Here is a 14,521-nt window from a genome sequence, read left to right on the forward strand (position 1 = left end):
GCCCCATTTTTTCGCCGAACCTGCGGAGAGCTGCCATGACTTCGAATACGCAACTGTCCCCCTGCTCCGTCCTGCTGCTGGCCGGCGGGCGTGGTCAACGCATGGGTGGCCAGGACAAGGGGCTGATTGAATGGCACGGGGAACCGCTGATCGCTCATTTGCAGCGCAAGGTTCGCCCGTTGACCGACGATCTGATCATTTCCTGCAACCGCAATCGCGAACGCTATGCGCCCTTCGCCGATCAATTGGTGACGGACGACCAAGAAGACTTTCCCGGACCATTGGCCGGCATCCGTGCCGGTTTGCGAGCCGCTCGCCATTCCCATCTGCTGGTGTTGCCGTGCGACGTACCGCGAATCGATCTTCCCCTGTTACAGAGCATGCGCGAAACCGCCAGCCTGAATCCTGAAAATCCGCTGATGCTGCGTCACGACGAGCACTGGGAACCGTTGCTTTGTGTGATTCCGGTGGCGCTTCTGCCCGCATTCGAAGAGGCCTGGCACGAGGGAGAACGCAGCCCAGGCAGGCTCATGCGCAGCCTTGGCGCCCAGGCCCTGATTTGCCCGGACAACGACCCACGGCTGGCCAATCTCAATACCCCGGAACTGTTAAGCTCTCATAACACTGTGTCAGACTGACCGCATTCAAGGAACTCTCACGCCTTGCATACGTCTACAGCTCAGTAACCAAAAGAATTCCCTTCGGAGACAAACACATGACTCAACGGACTCTCGCCACTTTCATGCTCGCACTGGGCCTGGCCACCCTCGCCGGTTGCGCTTCGCCAACGGTGATCACCTTGAATGACGGTCGCGAAATCCAGGCCGTCGACTCGCCTAAATACGACAAGGATTCGGGCTTCTACGAATTCGAACAACTGGACGGCAAGCAGACTCGCATCAACAAAGATCAGGTTCGCACCGTTAAAGAACTGTAAGCGACGCCAGATACAGAAAAGCCCGCATTTGCGGGCTTTTTCGTGGGCGGTAGAAAGTGGACGGTGCGACAGATCACCAGTCCAGCGTGATCCGGCTTTCAAAATCACGCACCTGCCCCGAAACCGGATCAATGAACCGCAAACCCTGCGCCAGCAGCTTGAGCGGTTTGGTGTAATCGTCCTCGACGTCCTTCAACACCTCGGGATAGAACGGATCATTGCAGATGCTCGCGCCGAGCGCCGTCATGTGCACCCGCAACTGGTGTTTCTTGCCGGTCACCGGATACAGGCCGTAACGCCAGAGGTCGCCGTTTCTTTCCCGCACTTCCACTGCCGTTTCGGTATTGCTGACACCGGGACCTTCCTGCATGCGGAAAAAAGGCTCGCCATCAACCAAGCGGCTCTTGTGTACCAACGGAAAATCCAGCCCCGGCAATGCAGCAGCGATGGCTTCGTAGCGTTTTTCGATTTGCCGTGTCGGGAACAATGACTGGTACGCCGAACGCGTCTGCGGATTGGCCGAAAAAATCACCAACCCGGCGGTGTGCCGGTCGATTCGGTGCAACGGCACCAGGTGCGGGTTGTCCAGACGACGAATCAGCCGGCGCAGTAGTGTTTGTTCCACATACTCCCCCGCTGGCGTTACCGGCAGGAAATGGGGTTTGTCTGCCACGACCAAATGTTCGTCCGCGTAGAGAATCGACTCGACCACCGGAATCGGCTTTTCATCCGGCACTTCGCGAAAGTAATGGATGCGCAGGCCTTCCTTGTACGGCAGGTCCAGCGCAATCGGCTGGCCTTCGCCATCCAGTACCCGGCCTCGAGCAATCCGGTCCAGCCACTGATCGCGTCCGATGGCACTGAAGTGATCACACAGACAATCGAACACTGTCCGCCAGTCTCCCGGGGGCAGGTAAAGCGTGCTGGCCTGATTCTGTGCGGCGGAAAATGTTGGTGTGCTGGACATACGGAGAACTCGAACCCTCAAAGCAGAGCGGCATTATCCAACACCGGACGCAGCAGACCTAGCGCAGAATCAGGCGGGAATCGATTTGAGGGCCGCGGCCTCGGTGAACTCCTTCAGCCAGCGCAGTACATCGACAGCCTCCCAGCGACCCGGGTCGTACAAGGCGTACAACAGTCCCTGATAACCCACCACATCCAGTTGTTTGTGATAGCCGGCGCGCTGGAACAACGCCTCGATCTCGGCAAAACAGGTATTGAAATGCAACTTGTTGAAAGGCGTCTTGCCCTCCGTGACCAGACCGTCAAGACGCAATTCGCGGACGGCATCGTGCACCACATCAACCGACATCCGGTTCACGCTGCTTTTCAACTGTTCGACATTGACCACGATTCATCCCTCAGACGTCCTGGCTGCCTTGCCCGTTGCCCCGGAAGGACACAACACGGCGAGCCCACTCAATTACTGTATGCGCATACAGTAACCGAATGAGCTCGAAAGTGCCAAGGATCGATGGCCGTCGCGATGAATGGCCAAGTCGGAACAACGTCGAGGGACAGGGCTAACGCAGAAATGCCACAACCTGATCGGCACTGAACGGCCAGCCCAGCTCCGCTCCGGTATCGGTCCGGCGCAGCACAGGAATCCGCAGGCTGTAGGCCTCGAACCAGGACTCGTCGCCGGCAATGTCCACCAGTTCCACCAGCAGTCCATGCTCTACAAACGGCATCAGCTCGGCTTCAGCGACTTCACACAGATGGCACCCCAGGGTGCCGAACAACTGGCATTCAGGAAGCATGCGCGTTCAATCCGAAAATTTGATTGGCCATTGTAGGCCTGGCCTGTGAACCCGTCGACCCATCAGAACCCTCAAGCCATCGAGCGGGTCTGTCCTCGCAAAACCCTGACTCAAATCAGCCCGTACAAAGGCGTTTTACACCATGCTCCGGTGTTTTTTGCCTCTACGCTTGAAGAGCCTGACCCTGCCACCGGAGTGTTTTGTGTTTGCCAATCTGTTGATCATTCTTGCCTCGTCTCTGGTGATGATTGCCCTGTTTCGCCGCCTGCGCCTGCCACCGGTGCTGGGCTATCTGTGCGTCGGGCTGATGGTCGGACCGAAAGCGTTCGACTGGATCAACGAGAGCGAGCACCTGCCGGACCTCGCCGAACTGGGCGTGGTGTTTCTGCTGTTTTCTCTGGGGCTGGAATTCTCCCTGTCGAAAATGATTGCCCTGCGTCAGGTGGTTTTTCGTCTGGGCAGCCAACAGGTGCTGGTCAGCACAACGCTGCTGGGAAGTGTGCTGATGCTGCTGGGCATGCCTCTCACCCCGGCGCTGCTGCTCGGCGCGGGTCTTTCGCTTTCATCCACGGCTATCGTCACCAAGGAACTGGGCAGCCTCGGCGAAATCTTCAGCAGCCATGGGCAGAACGCGGTCGGGGTTCTGTTGTTTCAGGATGTGGTAGCCGTGTTGTTACTGACACTGGTACCCGTCTTCGCCGGCAGCAGCGATCAAGCCTGGTATTGGGCGTTGCCGCTGACACTGCTCAAGACTGTCGTGCTGTTCATCGGCTTGCTGCTGGCCAGTCGCTGGCTGTTGCCACGCCTTTTTCAGGAGGTGGCGGCATCGCGCTCGGCCGAACTGTTCGTGCTGTTGGCGCTGGTGATCGTGTTGCTCACGGCGTGGCTGACTCACCTGCTCGGCCTGTCCCCTGCCCTCGGTGCCTTCCTGGCCGGCATGCTACTGGGTGAGAGTCATTATCGGCATCAGATCGAAGCCGATATCCGGCCGTTCCGCGACATCCTGCTCGGCCTGTTTTTCGTCAGCATCGGCATGCTGATCGACCTGCAATTGTTCGCCAGCCACAGCCTATTGATACTCGCCATGACACTGGGCTTGCTGGTGATCAAGGGTTCAGTGGTGGCGCTGCTGGTGAAATGGCGCGGCAACGACAATGAAACCGCGTGGCGCAGCGGCCTGGCACTGGCTCAGGGCGGCGAGTTCTGTTTCGCCCTGATGGCGCAGATGCAGCAGAACCAACTGATGCCCGCCGAGCTCGGCGCGCTGCTCCTCGCTGCAACGTTCTGCTCGATGCTGCTTACGCCGCTGATGCTACGTGCAGCACCGCGCATCGCCGCCGCCCTGCACCGTAAACCCAATCAGGAAGCGCAGATCGAGGAAATCAGCGCCCTCAATGCCGGCCTCGACCAGCATGTGGTGATCTGCGGCTACGGGCGTGTCGGTCAGTCGATCGGACGCTTCATGCGCAATGCCGGGCAACCTTACATCGCCCTGGACAACGACCCCGTACGTATTCAGGAGGCAGCCACCGTCGAACGCGACGTGCATTACGGCGACTCTGCGCGTGGCGACCTGCTGACTGCGGTCGGTTTGCTGCGCGCAAGGTTGCTGGTGATTGCCGTGGATAAAAGCGATGTGGCGTTGCGGGTGCTCAAGGAGGCCCGACGACTCAACCCGAAAGTGCCGATTCTGGTGCGCACCCGCGACGACAGCCAGTGGGCCGAGCTGAAAGCTGCCGGCGCCAGCGAAGTGGTGCCGGAGCTGCTGGAATCAAGCCTGATGCTTGCCTCTCACGCCTTGATTCTGCTCGGTCTGCCGGCACACCAGGTGCAGGAGAAAGTCGATCGGGTGCGCATCGACCGCTATCGCCTGCTGCATGGCTTCTACCCGGGTGCCGAAGATGAAGAGACCTAGTCCTGACTCACCGCGCCGATCTTGTGCAACGACAGGTCCGCACCGTAATACTCCTGTTCCTGACTCAGGCGCAGACCATGCAGGGCCTTGATCAAGCCGTATACGGCGAAGCCGCCGACCAGTGCTACCACCACGCCCAACGCCGTACCGATCAACTGGCTGATCAGGCTGACACCACCCAGCCCGCCCAACGCGGTCGAGCCGAAGATCCCGCAGGCGATGCCGCCCCACACGCCACACAAGCCGTGCAACGGCCAGACACCCAGCACGTCGTCGATCCGCCATTTGACCTGCGCCGCCGTGAAGCACCAGACAAACAGGGCACCGGCAATCGCACCGGTGACCAGTGCGCCCACCGGATGCATCAGGTCGGAGCCTGCACACACCGCCACCAGACCGGCCAACGGACCGTTGTGCAGAAAACCCGGGTCATTGCGCCCGACGATCAACGCCGCCACTGTACCGCCCACCATCGCCATCAACGAATTGACCGCCACCAGGCCACTGACGCCCTGCAGGGTTTGCGCGCTCATCACGTTGAAGCCGAACCAGCCGACGATCAGGATCCACGAGCCCAACGCCAGAAACGGAATGCTCGACGGTGCGAACGCCACCAGCCGGCCATCGCGGTAGCGGCCGTTGCGCGGTCCCAGCAACAGCACCGCTGCCAGCGCCAGCCAGCCGCCCATGGCGTGCACCACCACGGAGCCGGCGAAATCATGGAACGGGGCGCCGAATCGAGCCGCCAGCCAGGCTTGCAGACCATAGTTGCCGTTCCAGATCATCCCCTCGAAAAACGGATAGATGAATGCCACGATCAACGCCGTCGCGCACAGCTGCGGAGCGAACCGTGCCCGCTCGGCAATGCCGCCGGAAATGATCGCCGGGATCGCCGCCGCAAAGGTCAGCAGGAAGAAAAACTTCACCAGCCCGTAACCATGATCGGCGCTGAGCACCGCCGCCGGTTGCAGGAACGTCACCCCGTACGAAATCCAATAGCCTATAAAGAAATAGGCCAGGGTGGACACGGCGAAGTCGCTGAGAATTTTCGACAGAGCGTTGACCTGATTCTTCTGGCGAACCGTTCCGACCTCCAGAAAGGCGAAACCGGCGTGCATGGCCAGCACCATGACCGCACCGATCAGAATGAACAACGTGTTGGAACTATGAACGAGCGTATCCACAGCGCTTTGCAGATTTTCCATGAAGAGGCAGACCCAAGGCTGAAAAAGGCACCAAAGCGGTTCATGCAGACATTTCATGCACCAAGTTGCGACCGCGCAGTCACTAACCCGAGGGGTCGGTGAACCGCTTTGGCGCACGAGGTCGATGTCCTGAGCTGAACCCGTGTCATCCGGGCTATGATTTCCCGGCTTCGCGCCCGGCAACAGCGCACTGCTACCGGGGGACGCACCACGACACAGCAAAAGATGTACCAGTCATTTGTACTGAACCTTCACGCAAGGCTCATACTCGAAAGTTTCAGAAGCCGCTTCAGACAGCCACTTACGGAGATTCCCAATGGCCAGCACCAAGGCAAAGACTGCTCAAGAAATCCTGATGAACGACTTCCAGACCCTGGTCAGCGACACCGAACGGTTGCTGGAACACACCGCCACGCTGGCCGGTGATCAGGCTGATGAATTGCGCGAACAGATCCACGAAAGTCTGCTGCGCGCGCGGGAAACCCTGAAGCTGACCGAAGACACCCTGCGCGAGCGCGGTCAGGCTGCGGTCACCGCCACCGAAGATTATGTGTCGGCCAATCCGTGGCAATCGGTGGGCATCGCCGCCGGTGTGGGCTTTCTGATTGGCCTGCTGGCCACGCGGCGCTGATCATGTCGATCGGTGAATCCGGCCCGACTGCGGGCACTGCCTCTTCCACACGGCGCCTGGGTGCAGCCGTCCTCGGTCTTTTGCACAGTCACGTCGAGTTGTTCGGCATCGAGCTGCAGGAGCAGAAAGCACGCACTGTCAGCCTGTTGCTGTTCGCAGGCCTCGCGCTGGTGTTTGCACTGCTGTTGCTGGTCGGCCTGTCGACCCTCGTCCTGATCGTGTTCTGGGACACGTATCGGCTCGCCGCAATCATCGGCCTGTGCGTGTTCTACACCCTGGCCGCGATCTTCTGCGGGCTGCGCCTGAAGGCTGCGATCTTCGATGAATCCTCGCCCTTCCATGGCACCCTGGAAGAACTGGCCAACGACCGGGAGCGCCTGCTGCCATGAGCCTGCCTGAACTTCCACACAACAGCTCGCGCCAGGAAATGCGCAAGGCCCTGATCCGCCTGCGCATGGAAATGCATCGTCAGGAAATCCGCCACGAAACCGGCCAGGTGCTGCAGCCCTTGCAACGCATGCGCGGCATGACGCAAAACCTGCAGGACGGTTTCGGCATCAAGCATGCGCCGTTGTGGGGCGTAGCCGCCGTGACACTGCTGGGATTCCTGACCGGCAAAGGTGCGAAAAGCGGTGGCATCGGCGGCCTGAGCCGGTTGATCCGCCTCGGTACCAGCCTCGCACCGCTGATCAAACTGGTCATGCAGAACTCGGGCAAACGCTGAGTTCCACATCTGGCTGCATTCTTGCACTGCTGGCGGGATTGAATCTCTTCACCCGGAGATTCAATCCCGCTCGCCTATCCGGCCGGCAGGATCCGACCAGAACAACAATGACCAAGGAGGCCCCGTGATCGACGGGCAACCGCTCGCCTGCTTTCAGCCTTTCATCGATACCGCCACCGGACGCATTGCAGGCGTCGAGGCTCTGGGTCGATTGCGCCAGGCGCAAGGGCAACTGACATCGGTCGGGCCGCTGTTCGCCGCCCCACGAACGCCCGCTACCGCCTTGCGCCGCCTCGACCGGCAGATTCGTGACAATGCGCTGAGCCGATTTCACGAAGCGCCGCCGGACTGGTTTCTCAGCCTGAACATGTCACCGCGCTGGATCAGCCGTCTGCGCGCCGACCAGGCGCTACCCAGCCTGAAACAACTCGCCCGGCATGGCGTCGACCCACAGCGGATTGTCTTCGAGATCACTGAACTGGGCGGCAACAGTCAGCGTCTTTCTGAAGTGGTTGCACGCTATCGCGATGCCGGGGCGCGGATCGCCATCGACGATTTCGGTGCCGGCTATTCACAGCTGGATCGCGTGCTGGCCTTGCAGCCGGACATCCTCAAGCTCGACATGCGCCTGTTTCAGGCCGCCGCGCTCGGCGGGCCCAGCAGCGATGTGGTCAAGGCACTGGCGCAGATGGCCGAAAGGACTGGTTGCTGGATCATCGCCGAGGGCGTGGAGACCGAAGCGCAGCTGAGTTTCGCACTGGAATGTGGCTCGCGTTACGTGCAGGGTTTTCTGTTCGCCCGGGCGCAGGAGGCTTTCTTTGCGTCGGATGCTTTCGTCCAGCGCTTCGCTGAACTGCGCCAGGCCTATGTGAAGCAGAAACTCGCCGAGCGCGGCAAGTTGATGTCCATGCGCCGACAGCTTGGCGAGTTGATGACGATTCTGCAGAACTGGGCGCAAACCCACGCGCCGCTCAGTGCCTTGCCGCAACTGGACGCCTTCCCGTGGTTGCTGCGTTTTTATCAGTGCGACCGTCAGGGCACGCAACTGACGCCGAATCTGGAATGGCGGCAAAGCGGCTGGGTCGCCGACAACCGTTATCTGGGTCACAACTGGTCGTGGCGCCCCTACTTCTACCATCTGCTGGCCGAAGGCTGGGAAGAACGCCGGTTGACGCTTTCCAACACCTACCGCGATGCCACCAGCAACCAGTACTGCCTGACCGCCGGGCAGTTTTTCGACAATGGTGAACGCCTGCTGTTGATCGACATTGACGCCGCCGGACTGTAGTTGCGCTTGCAGACACTCGCCCGAACCGGGAAGCTAGGGCACCAGTCACCCGACGGAGAGAATCAGCCTTGGATTGGCAAACCCTGCTCAACCGCGAACGTCTCGGCAAGCCGCTGCACAGCCCGCAGGAACTCGGCCGCAGCCCGTTCCACAAAGACCATGACCGCATCATTTTCTCTGGCGCCTTCCGCCGCCTGGGCCGCAAGACCCAGGTGCATCCCGTGTCGAGCAACGACCACATCCACACGCGCCTGACCCACTCGCTGGAAGTCAGTTGCGTCGGCCGGTCGCTGGGCATGCGAGTGGGCGAAACCCTGCGCCGCGCCCTGCCCGAGTGGTGCGAACCGAGCGATCTGGGCATGGTCGTGCAGTCCGCCTGCCTGGCCCATGACATCGGCAACCCGCCCTTCGGCCATTCCGGCGAAGACGCCATCCGCCATTGGTTCCAGCAGGCCGCCGGGCGCGGCTGGCTGGATGCGATGAGTGACGCCGAGCGTGGGGACTTCCTGAACTTCGAGGGCAATGCCCAGGGTTTCCGGGTTCTCACACAACTGGAATATCACCAGTTCGACGGTGGCACCCGGTTGACCTACGCGACCCTCGGCACCTACCTCAAATACCCGTGGACCGCCCGCCACGCCGACTCTCTGGGTTACAAGAAACACAAGTTCGGCTGCTATCAGAGCGAGTTGCCATTGCTGGAGCAGATCGCCCACAAACTCGGCCTGCCGCAACTCGAAGAACAGCGCTGGGCGCGTCATCCGCTGGTTTACCTGATGGAGGCTGCGGATGACATCTGCTACGCGCTGATCGATCTGGAAGACGGACTGGAGATGGATCTGCTGGACTACGCCGAAGTCGAGTCGCTGCTGCTGGGTCTGGTCGGCGACGATCTGCCGGAAACCTACCGACAGCTGGGCCCGCAGGATTCGCGCCGGCGCAAACTGGCGATCCTGCGGGGCAAGGCCATCGAACACCTGACCAACGCCGCCGCCCGGGCCTTTGTCGAACAACAGGACGCGCTCTTGGCGGGAACGCTGCATGGGGACCTTGTGGAGCACATGCACGGCCCGGCCAAACGTTGCGTGCTGAATGCCAAGGACATCGCCCGCAAGAAAATCTTTCAGGACAAGCGCAAGACCCTGCATGAGATCGGCGCCTACACGACACTGGAGATTCTGCTCAACGCGTTCTGCGGTGCGGCCCTCGAACAGCACAACGGGCGTACACCGTCGTTCAAGAGCCGCAGAATCCTCGACTTGCTGGGCAACAATGCACCAGACCCGCACGGCCCGTTGCACGCATCGTTCCTGCGCATGATCGACTTCATCGCAGGCATGACCGACAGCTATGCCAGCGACATGGCCCTGGAAATGACAGGGCGCTCCAGTCATTGATACTTCGTCGCCCACCCGGTCAGGCATTGACCGGACGGGCGACTGATGGATATTCCAATCCTTTCCTTATATCCAGGTTCGACGCTCGCGACGTATCGCCAACAAAAAACTGAAACTCATTGATGACTTACATACATTAAACAAACAGACTTTTCAGCCACTCCTGCCCCCTCCATCGAACAAGTTCAATACGCGAAGCCATCCGCTACCTACGTCAAAACTAGTTCACACGTAGTCCCATTCCTCTTTATTTGTAGGACTGATCCTAGATTGCCACCAAGGTCCTACCGGCTCATGCGACCGCTCTTTCATCTGAGCTAAGGTGCGCCCTTTATTAGTGTTCGCATGGGACTTTGTTATGAACTCCGTTTTTATTGTCGACGATCACCCGGTTATCCGTCTTGCCGTTCGAATGCTATTGGAACATGAAGGTTACAAGGTCGTCGGTGAAACCGATAACGGGGTCGATGCCATGCAAATGGTTCGCGAATGCGCCCCCGACCTGATCATCCTCGACATCAGTATTCCAAAGCTGGACGGCCTGGAAGTCCTTGCCCGTTTCAACGCAATGAGTTCCCCGTTCAAGACGCTGGTTCTGACCGCACAGTGCCCGACGCTGTTCGGCATTCGTTGCATGCAGTCCGGCGCATCGGGTTATGTCTGCAAACAGGAAGACCTCAGCGAACTGGTCAGTGCCATCAAGGCAGTCCTTTCCGGATACAACTATTTCCCCAGCCAGGCCCTGAACCCTGTTCGAAATGATGATGTGCGCTACGCAGAACTGGAACTTTTCAAATCCGTCAATGACCGGGAATTGATGGTATTGCAACTATTCGCCCAAGGCCGAACAAACAAGGAAATTGCCAAAGGCATGTTCCTCAGCAACAAGACCGTCAGTACTTATAAAAAACGTCTGATGCAGAAACTCAAAGCCAGATCCCTTGTAGAACTTATTGAAATGGCCAAACGCAACGCACTCGTGTGAGAGACGACATGCCCAGTCGCTTGAAAAACTGCCTGATTGTATTGAGTGCATGCCTTGGGTTAAGTGCTCATGCAGCAGCCGCCCCCGTCATCTCGCAAGACCTGGCCCTGCTCAGTCGCTCGACCGACAAGCCGCTTCCAGTCCTGCTTGAACATGCGCAACGGGACTGGTTGCACAATCGCAATGAGTTGGTTCTGGGCACATCGGCTCCCGACTATCCACCCTTTGACATGACGGCCAGCGGCCGCGATTACGAAGGGTTCACGGCCGATTACGCCGGACTGATCGGTCAGGCAACCCGCCTGCCGGTCAGGGTCAAGCGCTTTGCCACACGGGACGCGGCGATCCGGGCATTGCTCGACGGCAGCATCGACATGCTTGGCACGTCCAACGGGCTGGAGGCGGAAAACGCCAACGTCGTACTGTCCAGCCCTTACGCCATCGATCAACCGGTACTGGTCACCCGCACGGGTGAAACCCGGTCTCTGAGCGAAGGTCTGGCCGGATTGCGGCTGAGCATGCTGTATCACTATCTGCCGCTGGACGAAGTCAAGGCGCTGTATCCCAAAGCCCTCATCACCTCCTATCCGTCTTACCAGAATGCAATCAACGCCGTCGCCTTCGATCAGGCGGACGTGTTTCTGGGCGACACCATTTCCACTCACTACATGATCAGCAAGGGGTATCTGAACAACATCCGCATGGCCAATTTCGGCAAGCACGAAGCCCACGGTTTCAGCTTTGCCGTGCGTCGCGACAATCCTCAACTGCTGGGTATCATCGATAACGTGCTCAAGGCTGTCCCGGGCAGCGAGCGGGAAACCATCGCCAAACGCTGGAGTGCCGGCAGCGATACCTTGCTGACCGACCAGAAACTGCAACTGACCCACCGCGAAGAACAGTGGCTGAAGAAACACCCGGTGGTGAGCGTGGTCGTCAACGAGGCCTTTGCCCCCCTGAGCTTCTTTGACACCGATGGCAACTTTCGCGGCATCAGCGCCGACCTGCTGGAACTCATCCGGTTGCGCACCGGCCTGCGCTTCGAAATCCGCCGCAGCCGCAGCGACGCCGAGATGATCAAACAGATCGAAAACCATCAGGCCGACCTGATCGCCGCCCTGCTGCCGACCGCCCAACGCGAGGAAACCCTGAAGTTCAGCCGCCCCTACCTTGAAAACTCCTATGTCCTGCTGACCCGCAAGGCTGCCGACAGTCCGACCCACCTGGGTCAGCTCAAGCGCAAGCGCCTGGCCATCGCCCAGGGCAACCCGATGATCGAGTACCTGCGCAACGAGTTTCCACACATCCAGTTGATCGAGACCCCGGACACTTTCAGTGCCGTGGCATTACTTGACGAGGGCCAGGTCGAAGGCGCCGTGAACTCGCTGGTGATCGCCAACTACTTCATCGCTTCGCACATCTTCGAACACCCCTTGCAGATCACGACCACCATCGGCACCCGCCAGGCAGCCTTTTCCCTGGCAACCGCCAGAGACAACACCGAACTGGGCTCGATCATCGACAAGACCCTGATGAGCATATCGCCCGAAGAACTGGGCATCATCAATGGTCGATGGAGGGGTTATTCAAGCCTTTCGCAAGGCACCTGGCACCAATACCGGCGCCTGTTCTATCAGGTGATCGGGGCGGCCGGCCTGCTGTTGCTGCTGTCGATGCTCTGGAATGCCTACATGCGTCGCCAGATCAAACAGCGCCAGGCCGCCGAACGCGCCTTGAACGATCAACTGGAGTTCATGCGCTCCCTCGTCAACGGCACGCCTCATCCGATCTATGTGCGTGATCGGCAAGGATTGTTGCAAAGCTGTAACGACAGTTACCTCGAAGCCTTCAAGGCCAGACGCGAAGACGTCATCGGCAAGAATGTGATGGAAGGTGTTCTGAACAACGCTTTCGAAGCCAGGGCCTTTCAGGCCGACTACCAGCAGGTCGTGAACGAGGGCAGACCGCTGGTCCTCGACCGGCCGTTGCAAATCGGCAACCGGCGCATGACGATCTATCACTGGATCCTGCCGTACCGCGACTCCAGCGGCGATGTTCAGGGGATCATCGGCGGCTGGATCGACATCAGTGAACGTCATGAGCTGCTTGACGAGCTTCGTGCCGCCAAGGAACAGGCCGATGATGCCAACCGTGCCAAGAGCACTTTCCTGGCGACCATGAGCCACGAAATCCGTACGCCGATGAACGCGGTCATCGGCATGCTCGAACTGACACTCAAGCGCATGGACAACGTGCATCCGGACCGCTCCAGCATCGAAACCGCCTACAGCTCGGCCAAGGATCTGCTGGGTCTGATCGGTGACATTCTGGATATTGCCTGAGCCTGAGCCCCGAACGGGTCAATCTCATCGATACCATCGCGTCGGTGGTCCGGATCTTCGATGGCCTGGCCCGGCAGAAACGGCTGGCACTGGTGGTGAACGTCTCCCCGCCCGAACTGAACATCGACGTACATCTGGATCCCTTGCGCTTCAAGCAGGTGCTGTCGAACCTGATCAGCAATGCCATCAAATTCACCGAAAAAGGCCAGATCAGGATCTCGCTGGAACTGCTGGACAGCGATGTTCCCGCTTGCTCGCAGGTGCAACTGACGGTTCAGGACAGTGGCATCGGTATTACTGCCGAAGATCAACGGCGGCTGTTCGAACCCTTCACCCAGGCCAGCCATGGCAGGAACCGGGCAATCAGCGGCACAGGACTGGGGCTGGTCATCAGCCGCAGTCTGTGCGAAATGATGGGAGGCCAACTGCAATTGAGCAGCCAGCCCGGGATCGGCACACAAGTGAGGGTATCGCTGCCACTGGCAATCATGCCCGCTGAAGTGAAAAGCCGGAAACACGAACCACAGATCCAGACCGCCCTCACACCCCTCAACGTTCTGGTGGTCGACGATCACCCGGCCAATCGCCTGCTGATGTGCCAGCAACTCGAGTTCCTTGGACACCACTTCAGCATTGCCGAGGAAGGCCAGAGCGCACTGGAACAATGGAAAAACGGCGCATTCGATCTGGTCATCGCCGATTGCAACATGCCCGTCATGAACGGCTATGAACTGACCCGCGCGATCCGGCGCCACGAAGAACTCACACAACGCCCGGCCTGCACCGTGCTGGGGTTTACCGCCAACGCCCAACCGGAAGAGGTGCTTCGCTGCAAGCGGGCCGGCATGAACGAGTGCCTGTTCAAACCACTGAGCCTGAGTGTCTTGAGCCAGTGGGTCGCCAGTGTCCAGCCAATCCTCGATGCACCTGTGCTCCATACCTCTGCGTTCAACCTGCAGGGGCTCTATGCGCTGACCGGAGGCAACCCCGCCCAGACCAGGCGACTGTTGACCGAGCTTCTGAAAAGCAGTCGGATTGACCGCCGGGATCTACAGGCCTTGTCCCCCGGACGGGATCACCAGGCGCTGGCCGAGATGGCGCACAGGATCAAAGGCGCTGCACGCATTGCCCAGGCATCGCGCCTGATCAACAGTTGCGACGCACTCGAACAGGCTTGTCTGCAAGCATTGCCGGTTGAGGAGATCGAACGCCGGTGCAAGGCGAGCAACTTCGCCATTCTCGAACTGGAGAAGGCGTTGGAGCAGCAACTGACGTTGACCGACCACAGCAGAATGACCGGGCCTTAACTATGCTTGGACGCTGAGCAGTGTGTT

13 protein-coding genes and 1 pseudogene are annotated in these 14,521 nt (G+C 59.6%); 10 read left to right on the forward strand and 4 right to left on the reverse strand.

What is annotated here, in order from left to right; genetic code table 11:
* Nucleotides 1-35: 35 nt before the first annotated feature.
* Complete coding sequence (gene mobA, locus M5B98_RS20545; RefSeq protein WP_248743801.1) at nt 36-638, forward strand: molybdenum cofactor guanylyltransferase MobA; 603 nt, start codon at nt 36-38, stop codon at nt 636-638.
* 77 nt (nt 639-715) lie between these two features.
* Entirely contained in the window at nt 716-937 is a 222-nt protein-coding gene (locus M5B98_RS20550) for a YgdI/YgdR family lipoprotein (RefSeq protein ID WP_085710733.1), read from the forward strand.
* Nucleotides 938-1,010: 73 nt separating this feature from the next.
* Here M5B98_RS20550 and M5B98_RS20555 read toward each other — a convergent pair whose 3' ends face one another.
* The 3 genes from M5B98_RS20555 to M5B98_RS20565 form a co-directional block, all read right to left on the reverse strand.
* Nucleotides 1,011-1,904: a pseudouridine synthase gene (locus M5B98_RS20555; RefSeq protein ID WP_248743802.1), complete on the reverse strand. Its 894-nt coding sequence runs from the start codon at nt 1,902-1,904 to the stop codon at nt 1,011-1,013.
* 69 nt (nt 1,905-1,973) lie between these two features.
* On the reverse strand, nt 1,974-2,291 hold the full coding sequence (locus M5B98_RS20560; protein WP_085710735.1) for a transcriptional regulator: 318 nt from the start codon (nt 2,289-2,291) through the stop codon (nt 1,974-1,976).
* A 172-nt stretch (nt 2,292-2,463) separates the two neighbouring features.
* On the reverse strand, nt 2,464-2,700 hold the full coding sequence (locus tag M5B98_RS20565; protein ID WP_248743803.1) for a glutaredoxin family protein: 237 nt from the start codon (nt 2,698-2,700) through the stop codon (nt 2,464-2,466).
* A gap of 202 nt (nt 2,701-2,902) precedes the next feature.
* On the opposite strand from M5B98_RS20565, the gene M5B98_RS20570 reads away from it, so the two are divergent.
* Complete coding sequence (locus M5B98_RS20570; protein WP_248743910.1) at nt 2,903-4,615, forward strand: cation:proton antiporter; 1,713 nt, start codon at nt 2,903-2,905, stop codon at nt 4,613-4,615.
* Here M5B98_RS20570 and M5B98_RS20575 read toward each other — a convergent pair.
* Nucleotides 4,612-5,820: an ammonium transporter gene (locus M5B98_RS20575; RefSeq protein ID WP_248743804.1), complete on the reverse strand. Its 1,209-nt coding sequence runs from the start codon at nt 5,818-5,820 to the stop codon at nt 4,612-4,614. The two genes, M5B98_RS20570 and M5B98_RS20575, sit on opposite strands and share 4 nt — an antisense overlap.
* Nucleotides 5,821-6,136: 316 nt before the next feature.
* Here M5B98_RS20575 and M5B98_RS20580 point away from each other — a divergent pair, with 316 nt between their 5' ends.
* From M5B98_RS20580 to M5B98_RS20610, 7 genes and pseudogenes are all read left to right on the forward strand, one after another.
* Nucleotides 6,137-6,451, forward strand: a complete 315-nt coding sequence (locus tag M5B98_RS20580; RefSeq protein WP_085710739.1) for a DUF883 family protein — start codon at nt 6,137-6,139, stop codon at nt 6,449-6,451.
* A gap of 2 nt (nt 6,452-6,453) precedes the next feature.
* Entirely contained in the window at nt 6,454-6,840 is a 387-nt protein-coding gene (locus M5B98_RS20585; protein WP_065257074.1) for a phage holin family protein, read from the forward strand.
* Entirely contained in the window at nt 6,837-7,175 is a 339-nt protein-coding gene (locus M5B98_RS20590; protein ID WP_119429616.1) for a hypothetical protein, read from the forward strand. Before M5B98_RS20585 ends, M5B98_RS20590 begins: the two co-directional genes overlap by 4 nt.
* A 124-nt stretch (nt 7,176-7,299) precedes the next feature.
* Nucleotides 7,300-8,463, forward strand: coding sequence for an EAL domain-containing protein (locus M5B98_RS20595; protein ID WP_248743805.1), 1,164 nt, complete (start codon nt 7,300-7,302; stop codon nt 8,461-8,463).
* Between the two features lie 68 nt (nt 8,464-8,531).
* On the forward strand, nt 8,532-9,860 hold the full coding sequence (locus M5B98_RS20600) for a deoxyguanosinetriphosphate triphosphohydrolase (RefSeq protein ID WP_085710742.1): 1,329 nt from the start codon (nt 8,532-8,534) through the stop codon (nt 9,858-9,860).
* A 358-nt stretch (nt 9,861-10,218) separates the two neighbouring features.
* Nucleotides 10,219-10,845: a response regulator transcription factor gene (locus M5B98_RS20605; RefSeq protein ID WP_119429618.1), complete on the forward strand. Its 627-nt coding sequence runs from the start codon at nt 10,219-10,221 to the stop codon at nt 10,843-10,845.
* Between the two features lie 8 nt (nt 10,846-10,853).
* Nucleotides 10,854-14,494: pseudogene (locus M5B98_RS20610) on the forward strand (transporter substrate-binding domain-containing protein).
* The last annotated feature ends 27 nt before the right edge of the window (nt 14,495-14,521 follow it).

Source organism: Pseudomonas sp. MWU12-3088 (assembly GCF_023242405.1).
Taxonomy (GTDB): Bacteria; Pseudomonadota; Gammaproteobacteria; order Pseudomonadales; family Pseudomonadaceae; genus Aquipseudomonas; species Aquipseudomonas kribbensis.